The following is a 21,377-nucleotide window of genomic DNA, read 5'->3' as shown; positions in this document are numbered from 1 at the left end:
GATTTTTTCAGACTTTACTCATATCCAGTTTGTCGATATGCCAAATCTCATCCACATACTCCTGTATTGTTCTGTCTGATGAGAACTTTCCGCAGGATGCAGTGTTAAGAATTGCCATCTTAGCCCATTTCTTGGTATCTCTGTAGGTCTCTGAGATATTCCTCTGAGCCTCTATATAGGATTCGAAATCCTTCAATATGAAGTACTGGTCAGCCTTGTTTGAATTAATAGTATTAAGAAGAGAATTAAACAGTGGTCTGAACAGCTCTCTGTCGTTTGAGAAGGTTCCATCCACAAGGCGATCCAAGGTTCTCTTTACATTAGGATCTTTGTTGTAGATATCTCCGGGGTTATATCCACCGTTCTTCTCATAGGCGATTACTTCATCAGAAGTCATTCCAAAGATAAACATGTTATCTTTTCCTACTTCCTCAAGCATCTCAACATTTGCGCCGTCAAGAGTTCCAAGAGTGATGGCTCCGTTTAGCATCATCTTCATATTACCTGTTCCGGATGCTTCCTTACTTGCTGTAGAAATCTGCTCTGAGATATCAGCTGCAGCAAAGATAAGCTCTGCATTTGAAACCTTGTAATCCTCTATGAAAACAACCTTGATCTTGCCCTTTATTGCAGGATCGTTATTTACAACATCAGCTACAGAATTGATAAGCTTGATGGTAAGCTTTGCAGTCTGATAACCTGCTGCAGCCTTTGCACCAAAGATGTATGTCTTGGGTGTGTACTCCATATCGGGATGAGCCTTTAAAAGATCATACATATAAATAACATGCAGGATGTTGAGGAACTGTCTCTTGTACTCATGGAGTCGTTTTACCTGGCAATCGAAGATTGACTTGGGATCAACATCGATACCGTTATGCTCCTTGATATAAGCTGCAAGACGCTTCTTGTTGGCAAGCTTGATATCCATGAACTCCTTTTGAGCCTTTTTATCTCCCGCAATATCCTTAAGACCTGCAATAACAGAAAGATCTGTAATCCAGCTTTCGCCAACGTGAGCTGTTACCCAATCTGCCAGAAGCGGATTGGCATGCATAAGGAAACGTCTCTGGGTGATACCGTTTGTCTTGTTATTGAACTTCTCAGGATACATCTCATAGAAATCCTTAAGCTCTCTCTTTTTAAGGATCTCTGTATGGAGTCTTGCAACGCCGTTAACAGAGTGACCGCCAACGATGGCAAGGTGCGCCATTTTAACCTGATTGTCATAAAGGATCGCCATACTGCGAATCTTATCCTGCACATCAATGCTGGGAAGATTAGAGTACTGACGCATGATCTGGTCAACGAATCTTCTGTTGATCTCATCAACGATCTGATAAATTCTGGGAAGCAGTCTCTGGAAAAGATCGATGGGCCACTTCTCAAGAGCCTCTGCCATGATTGTGTGGTTAGTGTAGCAGCAGGTTTTCATGGTTACATCCCACGCAGTATCCCATGGCAGATAATACTCATCCATAAGAAGTCTCATAAGCTCTGCAACCGCAACTGTGGGGTGTGTATCATTAAGCTGGAAAACAGCTTTTTCATAAAATCTGCTGATGTCCTCGTGGTGACGAAGATATCTCTTGAGAGCCGTCTGAACAGAAGCAGAGATGAAGAAATACTGCTGCTTAAGTCTGAGCTCTTTTCCTGCAATGTGATTATCGTTAGGGTAAAGTACTTCGCAAAGCTGACTGGCAAGATTCTCCTGTTCAACAGCCTTCTGATAATCACCCTTATCAAAAGAATCAAGCTCAAAGCAGGTGATGGGCTCTGCATCCCATATTCTAAGGGTATCAACTACTCCGTTTCCATATCCTACAATGGGAAGGTCGTAGGGAATAGCGCGAACTGACTGATAGCCCTCCTGACGGAACATCGTACGTCCTCTGTCATCAACAAAGGCATTAACATAACCGCCAAATTTTACTTCCTTGGCATACTCAGGACGTCTAAGCTCGAAAGGATTGCCGTTTTCAAGCCAGTTATCCGGTACTTCTACCTGATAGCCATCCTTAATTTTCTGCTTAAACATTCCATATTTATAGCGAATACCACAGCCATAGGCCATATATCCAAGGGATGCCAGGGAATCAAGGAAGCATGCTGCAAGTCTTCCAAGACCACCGTTACCAAGCGCCGGATCCGGTTCCTGATCCTCAATCACATTGATATCAACCCCCAGCTCATCAAGAGCTTCCTTAACGGGCTTATATGCCTGTAAATTGATCAGGTTGTTTCCAAGAGCGCGGCCCATAAGAAATTCCATGGACATATAATAAACGATCTTGGGATCCTGCTCGTTGGCTGCCTTCTGTGTAGACATCCAGTGATCGACTATCGCATCCTTGATGGCATAGGCAGACGCCTGGAAAATTTCCTGTGACGTAGCTTCTTCGATAGTCTTTCTGTAAAGAGTCTTTACATTATATAAGACACTTCGCTTAAATAGTTCCTTATCAAAAGATAGCGTTTTTTTCTTCATGAACTTCCTCCTCATAATAGAAGTATGTATAGAATAATTGTACCACAATTCGTCCACCTTTAGACGACATTTTATGAATAATAGTTTCAGCTTGTTAAAATGCGATAAAACTATTATAATGAAATGGATTGCGTGATAAGTTACGCAATAGACCAAGTAATAGCTTTATAGAAAGGGAGAAAAAGCATTATGAAAAAGTTACTTGCTATGATGCTTACAGCATCACTCACATTCAGCCTTGTTGCTTGTGGTGGTTCATCATCAGACAACACAGCTGAGACAGCTGCTTCAGAAGCAGCAAGCGAAGTAGTTGAAGAAGCTACAACAGAAGATGCAACTGAGGAAGTTGCTGCAGAAGAGACAACAGAAGAGACAGAGGAAGCTGCAGAAGAGACTACAGAAGATGCAGCTCTTGACGGATCAGGCTACAAGATCGGTCTTGTAACAGACGTTGGTGGTGTTAACGACCAGTCATTCAACCAGTCAGCATGGGAAGGCCTTCAGCAGGCTCAGAAGGAGTTCGGTGTTGAGGTTAGCTACCTTGAGTCAAGCACAGACTCTGATTACGCTAGCAACATTGAGACTTTCATCGACGAAGATTACAACCTTATTATCTGCGTAGGTTACATGCTCGCAGATGCAACAAGAGAAGCTGCTACAGCTAATCCTGATGTTAAGTTTGCAATCATTGATGATTCTTCAAACGCTGATCTTGACAACGTTACATGCCTTACCTTCAAGCAGGAGCAGGCTTCTTACCTTGTAGGTTATGTTGCAGGTCTTACAACAAAGTCAAACAACGTTGGTTTCGTTCTTGGTATGTCATCTGAGACAATGCACCTCTTTGGTTATGGTTACGCAGCAGGTGTTCTCGATGCTAACCCTGATTGCACAATCCAGCAGATGAACGCAAACAGCTTTGCTGATTCAGCTATTGGTAAGACAGATGCTACACAGATGATCACAAACGGCGCAGACGTTATCTTCCACGCAGCAGGAAGCACAGGTCTTGGTGTTATCGAGGCTTGTCAGGAAGCTGGCGACGGCATCTATGCTATCGGTGTTGACTCTGACCAGAACTACCTTGCACCTGATACAGTTATCACTTCAGCTATGAAGAGAGTTGACGTATCTGTTTATGATTCAGTTAAGGCTCTCCTTGAGGGTACAATCAAGGGTGGCGAAGTTGTTTACGACCTTTCAGTTGGTGGTGTAGACATCGCTCCTACAACAACTCTTCTTTCAGATGATGTTATCTCAAAGGTAGAAGACGTTAAGGCTAAGATCATCAGCGGCGAGATCAAGGTTCCTTCATCTCAGTCTGAGTTCGAGGCTACTTACGGCGACGTTTACGAGTTAGACTAATAACTATCGAATCGTTGCCTATGGCACGTAAAGTGATATAATAATTATGAGGATACCGAACCGGGGGGATTATGCCTTGGTTCGGTATTTTTGAGAATTTGTAATTATTCAGAATCAGGTTGATTTTTGAAATCCAATTACCCGGTCCTGAATAGCTATAAATTTGTATTTTTTAGGAAATAAAGGAGGCAATATGAGACCTATTTCCATGGAACGCGTTGAACAAACAAGAGGAGAAATCCTTGATATTATAAAGAGTGCAGAACTTACTCACGAGCAGAAAGTTACCTGTCTTGCCAACAAGGCAGATTCTCTTTTGGAAGTACTGGATTTACCCGAGGGACTTGATGAATTATTAAATGTTCCCGGCGATGAGAAATGTATATGTGATCTTTCAGAAGGTCATGCACCGCTTCGCCCCCGCTATATCACACCTGATTATTCAAAGCTTATGAAAGAGGGCTGCAAATATCTTAACCTTGATGCACCCAAGGATCTTTTCGAGGCACTTAATACTCTGCTTATCTTTTACAAACATGTGCCCAGCGTAACCAATTATCCCGTATATCTCGGTCAGCTCGATGATCTTCTCGAGCCCTTTATTGATACAGTTCCCGAAGAAACAGCTGCCAAGCTTATAAAGATGTTTCTTCTTAATGTGGACAGAACAGTTCTTGATTCCTTTGCTCATGCAGACATTGGACCCAAGCCTTCAAGGACAGCACATTATATCTTTGAAGCTGAGAAGGTTTTAGAGGACGCTGTTCCCAATCTTTCACTTAAATATGACGCAGCAGTAAGTACCGATGAATATCTCAAGGAGGCTGTTGAGTGTGCGCTTACCTGCGCTAAGCCAAGCTTTGCAAATCACAAGATGTTTACAAGCGAGCTTTCAGAGAATTACGTAATCGCAAGCTGCTACAACGGACTTTTACTTGGCGGCGGATCATACACCCTTTGCCGTCTTATACTTGGAAATATAGCCAAGAAAGCATCTTCTATCGAAGACTTTAAGACCAATAAGCTTCCCTATGTAATGGACATCATGGCAAAATACATGGATGCCAGAATCAAGTTTGAGGTGGAGGAAAGCGGATTCTTCGAGAATAATTTCCTTGCTCAGGAAGGATTTATCAGCAGGGATAAGTTCACTGCAATGTTTGGTCTTGTTGGTCTTGCAGATGCTGTTAATCTCCTCCTTGAAAAAGAAGGCAAAACAGGAAGATATGGCCATGATGACGCAGCAAATCAGCTTGGCGTAGAGATCATGGAGATCATAAATGATTTTAACAACAATCACACTAACCCTTATTGTGAAGCCACAGACGGACATTTCCTTCTACATGCACAGGTAGGACTTGCCGAGGATGTGAATATCACACCGGGTACACGTATTCCGATAGGTGAAGAGCCTGAAGAACTTATTGATCAGCTTAACGTTCTCTCTAAGTTCCACAAGTACTTCCCTTCAGGAACAGGTGACATATTCCCGATAGATCTTACAGTACATCGCAACCCTGAGTACGTAATGGATATCATCAAGGGTGCTTTTGCCAAGGATCTTCGCTATATGTCATTCTATTCAAGCGACAGCGATGTAATCAGAGTAACAGGCTATCTTGTTAAGCGCTCTGAGATGATCAAGCTCGACAATGGGCATGCCGTTATTCAGGACACAACCGCTCTTGGACTTGGCGCTTCTAAAAATGGCCACATTTTAGAGCGAAAGGTCAGATAATAATGGAAGCTCTTGTTACAAAAATAATACCTTTCAGCAGTGTTGACGGCCCGGGTAACCGCACTGCCGTATTTCTCCAGGGTTGCAATATCAACTGTAAATATTGTCACAACCCTGAAACCAGAAAGGTATGTATATCTTGCGGAGCATGCGTATCAAAATGTCCTGCAGGTGCACTTTCCATGGATTCGGGGAAGGTCATATTTGATGCATTGAAATGCGTATCCTGTGATACCTGCATCAAAACATGTCCCCACGATAGCACCCCAAAGGCTGTCAGTATGACTCCGGATGCGGTATTTGAAGTTGTGAAAAAACAGCTTCCTTTTATCAGAGGTATAACTGTTTCAGGCGGTGAGTGTATGCTTCAGCCCGAATTTATCAGGGAATTATTTACTCTTGCCAAAAAGGAAGGCCTCGGAACTCTTATTGACAGCAATGGGACCATACCCTTTTCAGAGTATCCTGAACTTATGGAGGTTGCAGATGGCGTAATGCTCGATATCAAGGCATTTTCATCTGATGAGCATCTGTATGTTACCGGCTTCCCTAACGATATGGTTCTTGAAAATGCCCGGTTCCTTGGGGAAACCGGCAAGCTTTTCGAGGTAAGATGTGTTATTGCGCCTGATTTATACAACTGTGAAGAGAGTGTCAGAAAAACAGGGGAATTTCTTTATCCCCTCTATAAGCTCCACAAATTCAGGATAAAGATAATTGCTTACAGACCTATGGGAGTAAGAAAAGAATATTCAGACATGCGAGTTCCTACGCAGGACGAGCTGTCAAAATATAAAAACATGCTGTCCGGCATGGGTTATGAAGACATAATAATCATTTAAGAAGGAGGTACTAGGATTGGAAAAGGCAAGCCATATGGACCCAAATACTGTAGTCATCGAAATGAAGGATATTGTCAAGAAGTTCGGTGATTTTACAGCTAACGATCACATCAATCTGAAGGTACACAAGGGGGAAGTTCACGCTATTCTGGGAGAAAACGGAGCCGGAAAAAGTACGCTTATGAATGTCCTTTACGGACTCTATAAGCCCACAAGCGGTTCAATTTATGTTAACGGAAAGGAAACAGAAATTTCCAGCCCCCGTCATGCCATCGATCTTGGTATCGGTATGGTGCATCAGCACTTCATGCTGGTTCAGCCCTTCACCGTTACTGAAAATATCATTCTTGGCGTTGAGCCCCAAAAAGGTATCGTCATCGATAAGAAGCTTGCAAACCAGAAGGTTGTAGAGATATCTGAGCGCTACGGCATGAAGGTCGATCCTAATGCCAAGATTGAAGATATTTCTGTTGGTATGCAGCAGAGAGTAGAAATTCTTAAGGTTCTTTACAGAGGTGCAGATACACTTATTCTTGACGAGCCCACAGCATCTCTTACTCCTCAGGAAATTGATGAGCTTATGGAGATCATTCAGAACCTTACCGCTGATGGTAAGAGTGTTATCCTGATCACTCACAAGCTCAAAGAGATAAAGGCCTGCTCTGATAACTGTACTATTATCAGACAGGGTAAATACATTGATACCGTTAAAGTCGGTGATGTAAGTGAGAATGACCTTGCAGCCATGATGGTAGGCCGTGAAGTTAATTTCCGCGTTGAGAAAAAGGAACAGGAGCCCGGAGCTGTTGCTCTTGAAGTTAAAGACCTACATGCCAAGGATTACAGAGGCGTTGAGATTCTTAAGGGCCTTTCAATCAACGTAAAAGAAGGCGAAATAGTTGGTCTTGCAGGTGTCGACGGTAATGGTCAGACAGAGCTTGTTGAGATCCTCACAGGCCTTAAAAAGGCTGAATCCGGACAGATCACAATGCTTGGAAAGGATGCTTACAACAAGTCACCCAAGGAAGTATTCGAGATGGGTATTTCCAGTATCCCGGCTGACAGACAAAAGCACGGTCTTGTTCTTGATTTCTCCATCGAGGACAACATGATCCTTCAGCATTTTGAAGAAGAGCCTTATTCAAGCAGAGGTATCCTGAACAGAAAAGCAATTCGCGAACAGGCTACCAGACTTATGGATAAGTTTGATATCAGACCTCGCGGTTCTGAAGAGAAGCCCGCAGGTACACTCTCCGGCGGTAACCAGCAGAAGGTTATCATTGCCAGAGAGGTTACAAACGACAAAGAGCTGCTGATAGCAGTAAATCCTACAAGAGGACTTGATGTCGGCGCTATAGAGTTTGTACACAAATACATCGTTGAGCAGAGAAATAAGGGACGAGCTATCCTGCTTGTTTCATTCGAGCTTGATGAGATTATGAGTCTTTCTGACAGAATCGAAGTTATCTTTGATGGTAAGATCACCGGTAGCGTCGATGGTAAGGAAGCAGATGAGAAGGAACTTGGATTCTTGATGGCAGGAGGAAAAAAGCATGAATAAGAAAAAAGGTATATTACACAGCAATGTACTTTACACTATCATTGCCATCATAATCGGTTTTATAATCGGTGCCATTTTCCTTGCAATCGCTAACATAAGCCCTATTGAAGCATATTCAAAGCTTCTCTCAAGCGTTGTAAGTAAGCCTAAGTACTGGTTCTGGACACTGACCTATGCAAGCCCTATCATCCTCACAGGATTGTCAGTAGCTTTCTCATTCCGTACAGGTGTATTTAACATCGGTGCTGAGGGTCAGTTCGTTGTTGGATCTCTTGCAGCAACAGTAATAGGAATACTCCTTGATCTTCCTGCTGTAATCCACATTCCGCTTTGCCTTATAGCTGCAGCTGCTGCAGGTTGTATCTGGTCACTTATCTGCGGAATCATGAAGGTTAAAAAGGGTATCCACGAAGTCCTTTCCTTCATCATGTTTAACTGGATCGCTTATTACCTTTCAAACTACGCAGTTAACACAGAAATTCTTCACAAGGTAGGCGGCGGTGAAGCAACAAAGGATCTGCATGAATCTGCAAGACTTCTTTTCCCTAAGAGCATAATCGCTCTTACAGGATGCTCCGCAGCAAATGCAGGTATCATCATTGCTATCGTTCTCGCTGTTGTCGTATGGATAATCATTGAAAAGACAACTCTTGGTTACAAGCTTAAAGCCGTTGGTTTCAACAAGTTCGCAGCTCAGTACGCAGGTATTGATTCCGATAAATCAATCCTTACAGCACTTGGTATCTCCGGTGCGCTTGCAGGTCTTGGCGGTGCTGTTCAGACCATGGGTATGGGTGGACGTCTTGCACAGTTTGCCAGCCAGGAAGGCTACGGATTTGAAGGTATCACAGTTGCTCTTATCGGCGGTTCAAACCCCATCGGAGTTATCTTCTCAGGTATCTTCTATGGCGCCATGAAGTACGGCGGATCAAAGCTTACACTTATAAATGCTCCTTCAGAAATCATCAACATCATAATGGGTTGTGTAGTTATTTTCATAGCTATTGCTCATGTATTTAAGGCATTGCTCTTAAATCTTTCTAAGAAGAAGGAGGCAAAATAATGAATATACTTATTCAGAATCTCGGATTATTAATAAATGCAACACTTATAGCTACACCTCCGCTTCTTTTTGCAGCTCTTGGATCATGCTTCTCAGAGCGATGCGGCGTTGTAAACATCGGTATTGAAGGAATGATGACAGTAGGTGCTGTTGTTGGTGCTATCACTGCTCTTACTACTCATAATGGTATCATCGCTTTCCTTGTAGGCGGACTTGCCGGCGCACTGTTTGGACTCATCCATGCAATAGTATGTATCTCCTATCACGCAGATCAGACTATCGCAGGTACAGCCATTAACTTCATTGGCCCCGGTCTTGCTGTATTTGCCTGCAAGATCCTGTACAACTCATCTGATACACCGGCTATCGATTCAGCATCTAAGCTGCCTAAGATGTTCAACAACATGTTTGCAGCAGGAAGCTTTGGAAGTAACGTACTTAACGTTTATTCAATGGCATATCTCGTATTTGTAGTTGCAGGAATCTGCTGGTTCGTATTCTACAAAACAAGATTCGGCGCACACCTTCGTGCCTGCGGAGAACATCCGGAAGCCTGCGAATCCCTTGGTATCAACGTATATCTTGTAAGATATATCTGTGTTATCCTTTCAGGATTCCTTGCAGGTCTTGGCGGAGCTTTCGTAACACTGGCTACAGTATCACAGTTTAGACCTACAGTTATCGTAGGACAGGGCTTTATTGCTATCGCTGCTGTTATCTTCGGTAAGTTCTCACCTGAAGGTGCCCTCAAGGGATGCCTTATATTTGGTGTATGTAACGGAATCAAGGCTCTTGCCAGCCAGGGAAATGTTGTTTCACCCAACCTGATCTCAATGATCCCTTATGTGGTAACCATCATCGCTCTTATCCTCTTTGTAGGAAAAGCTAATGCTCCCGCAGCAAACGGTAAGCCTTACATCAAATCACGCTAATCTATATAGAACATTTTTATCCGTGCCACAAGCTTTCCCGGCTTCTGGCACGGTAATTATTCTAAAGAAATAAGGAAATGATTATATGACATATAATGAATTAGTCGAAAAGGCGCTGGAGGCAAGAAAATTTGCCTACACCCCCTACTCGCATCACGCTGTAGGGGCTGCTCTTTTGACAGAAGATGATAAAGTATACACCGGCTGCAATGTAGAGAATGCAGCCTACACCCCCAGCAACTGCGCTGAAAGAACAGCTATATTCAAGGCTGTTAGTGAAGGCGAAAGAAAATTCAAAGCTATTGCCATCGTGGGAGGTCCTGACAATGCAGAGCATCTTCCTATCTGTGCTCCCTGCGGAGTTTGCAGACAGGTAATAAACGAATTTGTTGATGCTACGACCTTCGATGTGGTTCTTGGTACAGATAACCCTGAAGAGACTGAGGTTCACAAGCTTTCTGAACTTCTTCCTCTTGGCTTTGGTCCCAGGAATATGAGTTTTCTTGAAAACTATTAATACTGAAATACAGAGAGGTAAAAATGGACTTTAAATCAGTACCAAAAATTGAATTACATTGTCATCTGGATGGTTCTCTTGATCTTTTAACATCGCAGAAGCTCCTTGCAGAGCGGGGTGAAAGCTATGAGATGGACGAACTTGCAGATCTTATGCAGGTTCCTGATTCCTGTGAGAGTCTTGCAGAATACCTTAAGAGATTCGATCTTCCAAATCACTGTCTTCAGGATGCTGAGGGTATAGAAGAGTCATCCTATGCTCTTGCAAAAAATGCTGCCACAGAAAACGTAAAGTACCTGGAGGTGCGCTTTGCTCCAGCTTTTTCTACTTCAAAGGGCATGTCCTTTAGAGACATTATCGAGTCTGTAGAAAAGGGTCTTAGCCGTGCAAGAAATGACTTTGATATAGAGACAGGCATCATCCTCTGCACCATGAGAGGCCTTGATGAAGAGGTTAACAGGAGCGTCGTTAAGATCGGAAGAGAGATGCTTGGAAGCGGTGTTGTAGCCTGCGATATAGCAGGTGATGAAGCTGCCTATCCTATCTCCATGTACGCTGACCTCTTCAAATATGCCAAGGAAATTGAACTTCCTTACACAATACATGGCGGCGAAACAGGTATTGTATCAAATATCACAGGCGCCATCGACCTCGGTGCAAAACGTATCGGTCACGGAATAGCAATGATTAAGGATCCTGACCTCATGAAGTTCTGCGGAAGTAACAAAGTCGGAACTGAGATCTGCCCTACAAGCAATATACAGACAAAGGCTTATCCTCATATCGAGGACTGCCCTATTCTTAAGTTCATGGAGTGCGGCATTCCTGTATCATTAAATACAGATAACAGAACAGTTAGCAATATTACATGTACTGAAGAGTATGAAAAGCTTGATAAAGCATTTGGATTAAATGAAGATATTGTCCGCAGAATCTATGAGGATTCCGTAGATATGGCATTTACTTCCGATGATGTAAAGGATAAGCTCCTTAAAAAGTGGGCTATATAAAAACAACATTTTCCATTAACGGTACACATATATAATCAATTATTGAAAGGAATAAAAAATGGATATTAAGACAATTTTGAATCACTGCGACCACACACTTTTAAAGCAGGAAGCTACATGGGATCAGATCAAAGAGATCGCTGATGATGCTATTAAATACAACACAGCATCTATCTGCATTCCTCCCTGCTACATCGCTCGTGCTAAGGAGTACGTTGGCGATAAGGTACAGCTTTGCACAGTTATCGGTTTCCCTAACGGAAACATGACTACAGCTACAAAGGTATTCGAGACAAAGGATGCCCTTGCTAACGGTGCTGATGAGATCGATATGGTAATCAATATCGGTGAGCTCAGAGCTAAGAACTATGACTATGTTCTCAATGAAATCAAAGAGATCAAGGCTGCTTGCGGAAACAACATTCTTAAGGTTATCATCGAGACCTGCCTTCTTACAGATGAAGAGAAGATCAAGATGTGCGAGCTTGTTACAGAAGCTAAGGCTGACTACATCAAGACTTCCACAGGCTTCTCAACAGCAGGTGCTACCTTTGCTGATATCGAGCTTTTCGCAAAGCACATCGGTCCTGACGTAAAGATGAAGGCTGCAGGCGGAATCGGAAGCATCGCTGATGCTGAGAAATTCATGGAGCTTGGTGCTGACAGACTCGGTACAAGCCGCGTTGTAAAGATCGTTAAGGATGAGAATCTCCTTTAATTACCAAAGGCTAAATACAGCTATATAGAATAATTAAAGCCATACCTCTTAGTTCCAAATCTGAACTGAGGTATGGCTTTTTAATTTATTTATGTTCCGATATTATTTACTTTTCCAAAGGCGATCATGTTATCAAGGACTGCGCCGTAGTCTGTTCCTTCCTCCGGATGAGCGTGATAGATTCCATCTACCATATATCTTTTGCCGCCATTTTCAAGTTCCTCTATGACCTTGTATCTGTCTATATAAAAAGCTCTGCGAGATACCTTAACCCCCTTAGCTACGCCCTTACATTCAGATATTGGACAATCAGGGAAGTTGATATTCAGGATTTCTCCATAGTCGAGATCCACCTCAAGGGCATCCATAAGCATGTCCCTTAAATAGTGATCTGTGACCTCGTGAGACCCATTAAAGCCTTCTGATAATGCAATTGCATGATAGCCCTGGAAAGCAGCCTCAAATGCAGCTCCTGCGGTGGCAGAATACTGGATATCAGATGCCACATTGTAACCAAAATTTATACCTGAAAGGACTACATCAGGTCTTTCATCCATTACACTAAGGCTTCCTGCTCTGACGCAGTCTCCGGGAGTTCCGCTGCAGGAAAATGCTTTTACACCTTCAACAGGGAAATCATGGGGATAGATATCAATGCCGTGCCTTAAGGTAATACTGTGGGAAGCGGCGCTCCTCTGGGAATCAGGGGCAATCACCCATACTTCGCCAAACTCAAGAGCAGCCTTAGCAAGCCTTATGATACCCTCAGAATCTATTCCATCATCATTTGTAATAAGTATTTTTCTCATCCACATCCTCCCAAATATTGCAGTTTCTAATTCTCAAGGTAATACAGCGAATGTTTTACTTCATTACTTGCTGTTCCAATCAAGGTCTGACTGTTTATCACCTTAAGCGCATCAATCACCGTCTGAATATAACTATCATCAGGCTTACCAACTACTATCAGCGCAAGCCTGTCTTCTGTGCTGATCTCTATATCCTTAACTGTATCCAAGTGATCGTTTCTGACAAATGTAACACTTTTAAAATTCTTAATCTCCTCGTAGGCCGGAGGGATTTTCCATTTAGTGTCATAGACCACAAGGCAGTCAAGATCACTATTATCTTTTGAAAACTCTATAAGCTCCGTTGTATTAAAATATAAACATGACCAGTTCGAAGTCACTATTCCGCTTATAGAAATAATTATGGCAGAGGCTGCAAAAATCTGCAATTTCAACTTGCCACCCAAAACACCTGCAGTCTTATATATCAGTAAAAATAAAACAGCAAAGCTTATACCGTATATTGGATAGAAATATCTGGGGCTTGGCTTACTTTCCTGGGCTATTTTAAGTATGGCAAAAAAGTAGAGTACTGTTGGAACAATCAGCAAAACATATCCTGAAAGAGCTGCTCCGCTTGTAGTCTCTAAACTCTGCTCTTTTCCCTCTCTGCTTCTGATGATAAAAATAACTCCTGCCAAAAGTCCCAAAACAAGAACTACAACGCCAAGACTACCAAGGAAGTCTCCGTTTATTACTGTAAGAAGCCGCTTAAAATTTGAAAGCATTCCTTCTCCGGAGGATGCGATACTCTCCAAGGCTTCTTTTCCTCTATAGCCACCAAACATGTGGGTAAGCATTGCGGGGAAAATGGCTATTGCAGATAATGCCGCTGCGGAAGCGGATAAAATAATTCCAAGAACATCTGTGAATCTTCTTTTTATCAGCAATATTATTCCAAAGGTGGTGAAAAGAAGCGCTGCATATATTGTTACATAATAATGGGTAAGCGCTCCGCAAAGCAGTGTAAGAGAAAGTTTCCCATAAAAATGGTAATCGTTACTCTTACTTCTGTCTCCATCCACGATCTCGTTTAAAAGAAGAAGACATATAAACATCGCCACAATATACATTCTGAAGTACGCAATGGCATTAAGGATTCCTGCTGAAATTACAAAGGCACATAGTATTACCGCCATAACCCTTTTGTCATCGAGAAATTTTCTCAAAAGACTATCCAGCATAATAAGGGATAGCAGTCCAAAAACAATATTTATAATGCCTGCATACCATCTGCTAAAGCTCTCCGGAAACAGCGAGCTTATCGTATGAAGAATGCTGTAATAAAGAGGCGGATGAACATCATTTTCCTGATTTATAAATACATTCTCATAATCAAATCTATGGTCAGTGCTTACTCCGAGATATTTTATAAACTGAGTATCTGAAGGAACATATTTTACGCCCTCATCAAGGGTCATCATAAATCCCTCTGTATGATTGGAAAGGCCATAGCTTAGCATCTCATCAACGTGATAATTCTTCTTGATAGCTATCACCGTGATCATACTGATAGCGAAAACCATGCACATCAAAATGATCCTGCGGTTGTCCCTTTTCTTTAGCTCTTTGGCGGATTCTTTTATTTTTTCCAATCCGCCCTTAAAGCTGTCCCGTATCATATGAAGCAAAAGCACTACCCCATTTATGGCGAGAACTCCGCATATTACTGCCACAATGGAAGTTAATACTCCGGCTGTGATATGGATTTTTGCTGAAATTTTCTGAAGAAATACAAGATTAGACCAAAGACTCACAAAATGTATTCCCGCAAGTGCAACTATGACGACTCCCGGAATTAAAAGCCTCTTATCATAAGCCTTCATAGAATTTCTTATATAGCAGACTGCATATATTAATACCGCAAAGGCTGCGGCCACATATTTAATATCATGAAAGGATGCGACTATTATCAAAAATAATAATGAAATAATCGAGTATCCTGACATTACCTTGGATTCATTCATATATAACTCCCGTTCAACAGAGCCGATTTGGATTTTCATCCTATGCCTATCTATATTTTACTTCATAGCACAATATAAAATAAGCGCCTTCCTCAAAAAGAGAAAGGCGCTTATGAATAAAGCTCTGTTCTCGTTTTCTGTGTCAAAACTACTCTAATAGACACTGAAAACTTCGTCAAGCATTATGATTTATACTCTTTCAACACCGATTGTTACTGTCTCGCCGTTGATATCCCATTCCTTGGAATTTGCCACATTGCTGTCATATACGATCTCTGTAGCAAGAACCTTGGTTGAGATTGAATCAGCATTGTCCTTAACAATTGAAGCAATCTTCTCATTGCCATTTACAGACAGCTTGATGTGATCCATAACCTCGAAGCCGGAATCCTTACGCATGGTCTGAACCTTACTGATAACCTCATACATGAAGCCTTCGTTGAGAAGCTCCTCTGAAAGGTTTGTATCAAGAACAACAGTGATTCCATGATCCTCTGTGCTCTCAAAGCCTTCCTTCTGAGCCATGTCGATAAGAAGGTCTTCCTCAGTAAGCTCAACAGCTGTGCCGTTTACCTCGAACTTAAGTGCTCCGTTAGCCTTAAGCTCATCCATAGCGTTGTTTCCATCAAGTGAGCTAAGGTGCTCTTTGATTCCGCCAAGAACCTTACCATACTTAGGTCCTACTGTCTTAAGCTGAGGCTTGAAGGTATAGGTTGTGAAGTCTCTTACATCATCAGCAAAGACTACCTTCTTAACATTCAGCTCATCCTCGATGATCTCCTGATAGAACTCTGATACAGACTTCTCAGCCTTAACATACATCTGTCCGATAGGCTGACGGTTCTTGATAGCAGCTGCATTACGGCAAGCACGTCCAAGAACTACGATCTGAAGAACCTCATCCATGTTCTCCTCAAGATCCTTGTCGATGAAGCTCTCATCTACTGCAGGGAAATCGCAGAGATGGATTGATTCAGGAGCTGTGCTATCACCTGTTCTTACAAGGTTCTGATAGATCTCCTCTGTCATGAAGGGAACCATTGGAGCTGCTGCCTTACATACGTTTACAAGAGCTGTGTAAAGAGTCATGTATGCAGAGATCTTATCCTGCTCCATTCCCTTAGCCCAGAAACGCTCACGGCATCTTCTTACATACCAGTTGGAAAGGTCATCTACAAATGCATCAAGAGCCTTACCAGCTTCAGGTATTCTGTAATTCTCAAGGTTCTTATCAACTTCACCGATCATGGTGTTCATCTTGGAGAGGATCCACTTATCCATAACTGTAAGCTTATCCTTCTCAAGACTGTATTTTGAAGCATCAAAGCCGTCGATATTTGCATAAAGTACAAAGAATGCGTAGGTGTTCCAAAGTGTTCCAAGGAACTTTCTCTGTCCTTCCTGAACTGTCTTACCTGCAAATCTTGAAGGAAGCCAGGGAGCAGAGTTGGTATAGAAATACCATCTGATAGCATCTGCACCGTACTTCTCAAGTGCTTCGAAAGGATCAACCGCATTACCCTTGGACTTACTCATCTTCTGTCCGTTCTCATCCTGTACAAGACCAAGAACGATAACATTCTTGAATGCAGGCTTGTTGAAAAGAAGAGTAGCCTCAGCGTGAAGTGAGTAGAACCATCCTCTTGTCTGGTCTACAGCCTCAGAGATGAACTGAGCAGGGAACTGCTTCTCGAAGAGCTCCTTGTTCTCAAAAGGATAGTGAAGCTGTGCGAAAGGCATTGCTCCTGAATCGAACCAGCAGTCGATAACTTCCTTAACTCTGTGCATCTTCTTGCCACACTTAGGACATGTGATCTCAAACTTATCGATATAAGGTCTGTGAAGCTCTGTTGTCTCAGCAGAAGGATCTCCTGAAAGCTCAGCAAGCTCTTTTCTTGATCCTACTGAAAGCTGATGTCCACAGTCATCGCACTCCCAGATATTAAGAGGTGTTCCCCAATATCTGTCACGGGAGATACCCCAGTCCTGAATGTTCTCAAGCCAGTCACCAAAACGTCCCTTACCGATTGACTCAGGAATCCAGTTGATCTCCTGGTTATTTCTGATAAGGTCATCCTTAACTGCTGTAACCTTGATGAACCATGAAGAACGTGCATAGTACAAAAGAGGTGTACCGCATCTCCAGCAGTGAGGATAATCATGCTCCATCTTAGGTGCTGAGAAAAGAAGGCTTCTCTTATCAAGGTCCTTAAGTACCTCGGGATCTGCACTGATAGCGCCCTCATCCATTTCCTTCTGAGTGGGCTTACATCTGTAGCCTGCAAAAGGTGTCTCGGGCTTAAGCTTTCCTTCGCCGTCAACCATCTGTACAAGAGGAGCATCATATTTTCTACCAACACGGGCGTCATCTTCACCGAATGCAGGAGCGATATGTACGATACCTGTACCATCTGACATTGTTACGTAGTTATCGCAATAGATGAAGAATGCCTTCTTGTGCTGTCTCTCTGTCTCATCAGCAGCGCACTGATAAAGAGGCTCATATTCTTTATATTCAAGGTCTGTACCTACATAAGTCTCAAGAACTTCGTAAGCCTTCTCGCCCTCTTCCTTCGCTAAACTGCCGAGTACTGTATCTGCAAGAGCTTCTGCAAGATAATATGTGTAGCCATCTGCTGCCTTAACCTTGATGTACTTCTCATCAGGGTTCACGCAGAGGCCGATATTTGAAGGAAGTGTCCAGGGTGTTGTGGTCCATGCAAGGAAGTATGCATCCTCATCCTTAACCTTGAAACGAACAACAGCTGTGCGCTCTTTAAGAGTCTTATAGCCCTGAGCAACCTCGTGTGAAGAAAGAGGTGTGCCACAGCGAGGGCAGTAAGGAACTACCTTGAAGCCCTTGTAAAGAAGACCCTTTTTCCAGATCTCGTTAAGAGCCCACCACTCAGACTCGATAAAGTTATCATCATAGGTGATGTAGGGGTGATCCATATCAGCCCAGAAACCAACTGTGCCGGAGAAATCCTCCCACATTCCCTTATATTTCCATACGGATTCCTTACACTTCTTGATGAAAGGCTCCATACCGTATTCTTCAATCTGCTCTTTTCCGTCAAGACCAAGGAGCTTCTCAACCTCAAGCTCTACAGGAAGACCGTGAGTATCCCAGCCTGCCTTACGGGGAACAGTGTAACCCTTCATTGTGCGGTATCTCGGAATCATATCCTTGATCGCACGTGTAAGTACGTGTCCGATGTGGGGCTTACCGTTTGCAGTCGGCGGTCCATCATAGAACATATACATCTCGCCCTGGCTGCGTGTATCTACGCTCTTCTGGAAGATGTCCTGATCTTTCCAGAACTGCTCAATCTTCTTCTCGCGGGCGACAAAATTCATATCAGTGTCAACCTTCTTATACATCTGAAACTCCTTTCAAAACTAAAAAACCCCCGTCCTGTAAAAAGGACGAGGGTCAAACTCGCTATACCACCTGTTTACGCATACTCCCCGAATTTACGGTTTTATATGATTCTCCATAACGGGGAGATTCCGTCGTAACTTACTGATTTAGATAGTTCGGTTACGCAGCTCAGAAGTGATTTTCCAAAATTCATACTCGCACCTGCTCGCACCACCCGCAGGCTCTCTGAAGCTTTCAAAACAATGTACTGTCTTCGTCACAGCTTTTCTATTCAGTTATCCATAATTTTATTCATGACATTAAAAAAAGTCAAGATATTATTTTTCGTTCACTATTGCAGGCTTTCTCCTAAAAAACATCAGAAGATATCAATATATGCACCAATAAGCCGTATTTCCATCCATAATCAGCTGCTCGTACACATTGAAGCTGTCCCACTCTTTTCCTGCAAAATAAGCCTCCCTGACATCAATCCCGTCCATTTTGCTTTTCCTGAATCTAAGGTCTGTGGTTCCGGTATCCAGCTTATTTACATACTCTAGAAGACTGTAGGGGACATTGTGCATTACTCTCTCATTTATCTGACCCACCGTGTAATAAACATCATCGAAATAGTTGAGGGATACACTGTCCTCGCAGGCTGCTATTTCCTGTATAGTTGTACCTGTGGTCTTTTCATACTCATCTATTGCGCTAAGTACAGCTCTTGCACATGCGATATCCTCAGCATTTGAGATGTAATGATTAACTGCTATCTGCTGATTGGAAAAAATCTGTAACAGTACAGTACACAATATTACTCCCTGCATTACCGCGACAGCTTTTCCATCAAGCTGAGCAAATGATAGGAAAACAAAGCATCCAAGAGCTGCGTACAGCACAAAGATAACTCTTGGCGTATCTGCCTGAATAAGCGGAATTACAATAGCCAGGCAAAACATAATGAATCCTGCAAATAAGAAAGTCAATATCTCCGGCTTTTCATAAATGTTGCAAATGACCATCAGCGCTATTGCTATGATTATTACCAGAAGATTAGCAAACCGCACCGGCAAAAGTCCGTTTCCGCTAAAGAAGAATGCTTTTAGTATATACAGAATATGAGCAAGTCTTTCATATAATGATTCATGCCTAAGAGTCTTGGGCAGGTCTGTAATTATACGTAAACGGTATACCACTCTTGATGTTATAAGATTAATAATTCCTGCCATTATGCAGCAAAGCGATGTAAAAAGACCTCGTTTGAACATTCTGGCAGTAAGGGCGTAGCCCTCATCGATGACAACAAATAAAAGGGCGTAAATAGCGCTTAGCATCACCGTTACCTGATAAGTAAACACAGCCATCAGAAGGAAAACTACGGCACCAAAATATTTTTTTCTGGAATACATATAGACAGCTATTGCAGAAAACAAAACGCCTATGCTAAAGGCAAAGCACTCAGGAAACATGAAATATTCCGAGTATAAAGTACTGATAAGGGGCAGCGAAAGAATAAATCTTCCAAGATATTCCCAAGCAAGATCCATCTCCACTCTCTGTTCTCTGATCCTGCCTATAATAGCCTGCTGATATATAAAGGCAGTTGTAGCTGTGAAAAACAAAAAGAAAATGTATGATAATCTGTAATGCTCCGGCAGAATAAAACCCAATTTATAAAGGCCGATTTCCACCAGGTATGAAATATATCTTGTATATGCGAGCTTTGATTCTATATTTATAAGAGGATTCAGATAATGAGTCATGGTGTCAGACTCAAATCCAAATCGATAAAAGCCCTGATACGCAATAACAACAAGAATAAATGTCAATAAATATGATGTTACAATGTCGCTCCGATAATTTCGCTTATTATTCATAACACTATTATCCTCTTTGCTTTATATCTGTCATTTCATCTGATCTTCCAAATACATAAGCAGCGAATCTATATTTTCATTTGTAATATAGCCGCCAAATTCATGGTACTCCTTTTTCTCGTCACTAAAAATACTATCCTCAATAATCATTCCGATATAGGGCTTATAGTGAGAAGCATCAAAATAATACTTCATGTCTGTAGTGTATTTATTTAGCCCGGAAAAATTGTAAAATTCTATTTCCCGTGAAACAGCTCTTAGAAAATCAAAGTATCCTTTTGATACTGCCTCTGTATAAGTCGTCTGCAAAATTGGAGAGGTAAAAACTCTAAGTTCAATACCGTTTTGTTCGCAAAGGCTTGCCAAGTCTCTTAAAGCACAAATACCTTCAAACTCCTCATCCCCATTAAATGCACCGCATCCAAGAGATGATTCCATCTTCCTTTCTTCTGTGGGTTCTTCAATTGAAAGATTCCTTTTTTCTACGCCATATTCATAAAACAATCTGACATTGTCCCTGTCCTCATCATCCTGAGTCAGGACATCCTTAAACACGGACATCTGCGGTCTTACTAATAAATAGTCATAGAAGAATCTTGCAGGATTTTTCGCATACTCCTGATATTGTTTCTCAATCATTTCGCCTGAATTGGATGAATAGGTATTGTACATGGATATTTCATCTATTCCCACAATAACCATTTTTACATCCACGCCGGAGGCCAAAAATGTCTTAACTGTCTCTAAATTATCCCTCGGGCATCCCATAGGGTAGGTCATGTTATACCAGCTTAAGGAAACGTCATCCAATTCCTGCAAAAGTCCGTCAGGTGGAAGATTCCCGACTCTTGATGATCCCAAAATAAAGGCATTAAACCTTGTGGGATTCTCTATCACATACCTGGTCTTTATGTAATTATCATTCTTCGCAGCCTCTGTAATTCTGATATTCCGGTAATGAAATACATTAAATACATCTATATAGTATGAAAGACCCAGATACAAAAAGACCGGAATGAGACATAAGCAAAGCTTTAGAAAAAGCTTTTTCATCCCAACTCTCCTCCTTTGGAAACTATTTTCTCTG

At 42.2% G+C, this 21,377-nt stretch carries 15 protein-coding genes and 1 other annotated feature; of the genes, 9 read left to right on the top strand and 6 right to left on the bottom strand.

The window, feature by feature from the left end; translation table 11 throughout:
- Positions 1 to 7 precede the first annotated feature (7 nt).
- A complete protein-coding gene (locus G603_RS0106440) occupies positions 8 to 2,488 on the bottom strand; it encodes a glycogen/starch/alpha-glucan phosphorylase (protein WP_026669687.1) in 2,481 nt (826 codons plus the stop codon).
- A 189-nt stretch (positions 2,489 to 2,677) separates the two neighbouring features.
- Here G603_RS0106440 and G603_RS0106435 point away from each other — a divergent pair, with 189 nt between their 5' ends.
- From G603_RS0106435 to deoC, 9 genes are all read left to right on the top strand, one after another.
- A complete protein-coding gene (locus G603_RS0106435; protein ID WP_330367554.1) occupies positions 2,678 to 3,853 on the top strand; it encodes a BMP family lipoprotein in 1,176 nt (391 codons plus the stop codon).
- A 193-nt stretch (positions 3,854 to 4,046) separates the two neighbouring features.
- A complete protein-coding gene (locus tag G603_RS0106430) occupies positions 4,047 to 5,591 on the top strand; it encodes a YjjI family glycine radical enzyme (RefSeq protein WP_035792340.1) in 1,545 nt (514 codons plus the stop codon).
- Positions 5,592 to 5,593: 2 nt separating this feature from the next.
- A complete protein-coding gene (locus G603_RS0106425; protein ID WP_026669684.1) occupies positions 5,594 to 6,433 on the top strand; it encodes a YjjW family glycine radical enzyme activase in 840 nt (279 codons plus the stop codon).
- 34 nt (positions 6,434 to 6,467) lie between these two features.
- On the top strand, positions 6,468 to 7,994 hold the full coding sequence (locus G603_RS0106420; protein WP_035792377.1) for an ABC transporter ATP-binding protein: 1,527 nt from the start codon (positions 6,468 to 6,470) through the stop codon (positions 7,992 to 7,994).
- Positions 7,987 to 9,057, top strand: coding sequence for an ABC transporter permease (locus G603_RS0106415; protein ID WP_026524365.1), 1,071 nt, complete (start codon positions 7,987 to 7,989; stop codon positions 9,055 to 9,057). The genes G603_RS0106420 and G603_RS0106415 overlap by 8 nt, the downstream gene beginning before the upstream one ends.
- Positions 9,057 to 9,989, top strand: a complete 933-nt coding sequence (locus tag G603_RS0106410; RefSeq protein ID WP_026524364.1) for an ABC transporter permease — start codon at positions 9,057 to 9,059, stop codon at positions 9,987 to 9,989. Before G603_RS0106415 ends, G603_RS0106410 begins: the two co-directional genes overlap by 1 nt.
- Before the next feature lie 85 nt (positions 9,990 to 10,074).
- The gene (locus G603_RS0106405) at positions 10,075 to 10,506 is read left to right on the top strand and encodes a cytidine deaminase (protein WP_026524363.1); all 432 of its coding nucleotides are present in this window, start codon (positions 10,075 to 10,077) and stop codon (positions 10,504 to 10,506) included.
- 23 nt (positions 10,507 to 10,529) lie between these two features.
- Positions 10,530 to 11,516: an adenosine deaminase gene (gene add / locus G603_RS0106400; RefSeq protein WP_026669682.1), complete on the top strand. Its 987-nt coding sequence runs from the start codon at positions 10,530 to 10,532 to the stop codon at positions 11,514 to 11,516.
- A gap of 58 nt (positions 11,517 to 11,574) precedes the next feature.
- Positions 11,575 to 12,234: a deoxyribose-phosphate aldolase gene (gene deoC / locus G603_RS0106395; protein ID WP_026496346.1), complete on the top strand. Its 660-nt coding sequence runs from the start codon at positions 11,575 to 11,577 to the stop codon at positions 12,232 to 12,234.
- 89 nt (positions 12,235 to 12,323) lie between these two features.
- Here deoC and surE read toward each other — a convergent pair whose 3' ends face one another.
- The 5 genes from surE to G603_RS0106370 form a co-directional block, all read right to left on the bottom strand.
- Entirely contained in the window at positions 12,324 to 13,043 is a 720-nt protein-coding gene (gene surE, locus G603_RS0106390; protein ID WP_026669681.1) for a 5'/3'-nucleotidase SurE, read from the bottom strand.
- A gap of 26 nt (positions 13,044 to 13,069) precedes the next feature.
- A complete protein-coding gene (locus G603_RS0106385) occupies positions 13,070 to 15,049 on the bottom strand; it encodes a hypothetical protein (protein ID WP_026669680.1) in 1,980 nt (659 codons plus the stop codon).
- A 189-nt stretch (positions 15,050 to 15,238) separates the two neighbouring features.
- Positions 15,239 to 18,430 carry an isoleucine--tRNA ligase gene (gene ileS, locus G603_RS0106380; RefSeq protein WP_026669679.1) on the bottom strand — a complete coding sequence of 1,064 codons (3,192 nt, stop codon included), beginning with the start codon at positions 18,428 to 18,430 and terminating at the stop codon, positions 15,239 to 15,241.
- Positions 18,431 to 18,468: 38 nt separating this feature from the next.
- Positions 18,469 to 18,700, bottom strand: a binding site (T-box leader).
- A 99-nt stretch (positions 18,701 to 18,799) separates the two neighbouring features.
- Complete coding sequence (locus G603_RS0106375; RefSeq protein WP_026669678.1) at positions 18,800 to 20,290, bottom strand: glucosyltransferase domain-containing protein; 1,491 nt, start codon at positions 20,288 to 20,290, stop codon at positions 18,800 to 18,802.
- A 30-nt stretch (positions 20,291 to 20,320) separates the two neighbouring features.
- Positions 20,321 to 21,343: a hypothetical protein gene (locus tag G603_RS0106370; RefSeq protein ID WP_026669677.1), complete on the bottom strand. Its 1,023-nt coding sequence runs from the start codon at positions 21,341 to 21,343 to the stop codon at positions 20,321 to 20,323.
- Between the last annotated feature and the right edge of the window lie 34 nt (positions 21,344 to 21,377).

It is taken from the genome of Butyrivibrio sp. AE3006 (assembly GCF_000424165.1).
Lineage (GTDB): Bacteria > Bacillota > Clostridia > Lachnospirales > Lachnospiraceae > Butyrivibrio.
This window is presented reverse-complemented; position numbering and strand designations above follow the sequence as displayed.

Bases quoted from the DNA above. Each gene is read 5' to 3' on its own strand.
- G603_RS0106440 (WP_026669687.1), bottom strand. From the start codon at position 2,488: ATGAAGAAAAAAACGCTATCTTTTGATAAGGAACTATTTAAGCGAAGT.
- G603_RS0106435 (WP_330367554.1), top strand. From the start codon at position 2,678: ATGAAAAAGTTACTTGCTATGATGCTTACAGCATCACTCACATTCAGC.
- G603_RS0106430 (WP_035792340.1), top strand. From the start codon at position 4,047: ATGAGACCTATTTCCATGGAACGCGTTGAACAAACAAGAGGAGAAATC.
- G603_RS0106425 (WP_026669684.1), top strand. From the start codon at position 5,594: ATGGAAGCTCTTGTTACAAAAATAATACCTTTCAGCAGTGTTGACGGC.
- G603_RS0106420 (WP_035792377.1), top strand. From the start codon at position 6,468: ATGGACCCAAATACTGTAGTCATCGAAATGAAGGATATTGTCAAGAAG.
- G603_RS0106415 (WP_026524365.1), top strand. From the start codon at position 7,987: ATGAATAAGAAAAAAGGTATATTACACAGCAATGTACTTTACACTATC.
- G603_RS0106410 (WP_026524364.1), top strand. From the start codon at position 9,057: ATGAATATACTTATTCAGAATCTCGGATTATTAATAAATGCAACACTT.
- G603_RS0106405 (WP_026524363.1), top strand. From the start codon at position 10,075: ATGACATATAATGAATTAGTCGAAAAGGCGCTGGAGGCAAGAAAATTT.
- add (WP_026669682.1), top strand. From the start codon at position 10,530: ATGGACTTTAAATCAGTACCAAAAATTGAATTACATTGTCATCTGGAT.
- deoC (WP_026496346.1), top strand. From the start codon at position 11,575: ATGGATATTAAGACAATTTTGAATCACTGCGACCACACACTTTTAAAG.
- surE (WP_026669681.1), bottom strand. From the start codon at position 13,043: ATGAGAAAAATACTTATTACAAATGATGATGGAATAGATTCTGAGGGT.
- G603_RS0106385 (WP_026669680.1), bottom strand. From the start codon at position 15,049: ATGAATGAATCCAAGGTAATGTCAGGATACTCGATTATTTCATTATTA.
- ileS (WP_026669679.1), bottom strand. From the start codon at position 18,430: ATGTATAAGAAGGTTGACACTGATATGAATTTTGTCGCCCGCGAGAAG.
- G603_RS0106375 (WP_026669678.1), bottom strand. From the start codon at position 20,290: ATGAATAATAAGCGAAATTATCGGAGCGACATTGTAACATCATATTTA.
- G603_RS0106370 (WP_026669677.1), bottom strand. From the start codon at position 21,343: ATGAAAAAGCTTTTTCTAAAGCTTTGCTTATGTCTCATTCCGGTCTTT.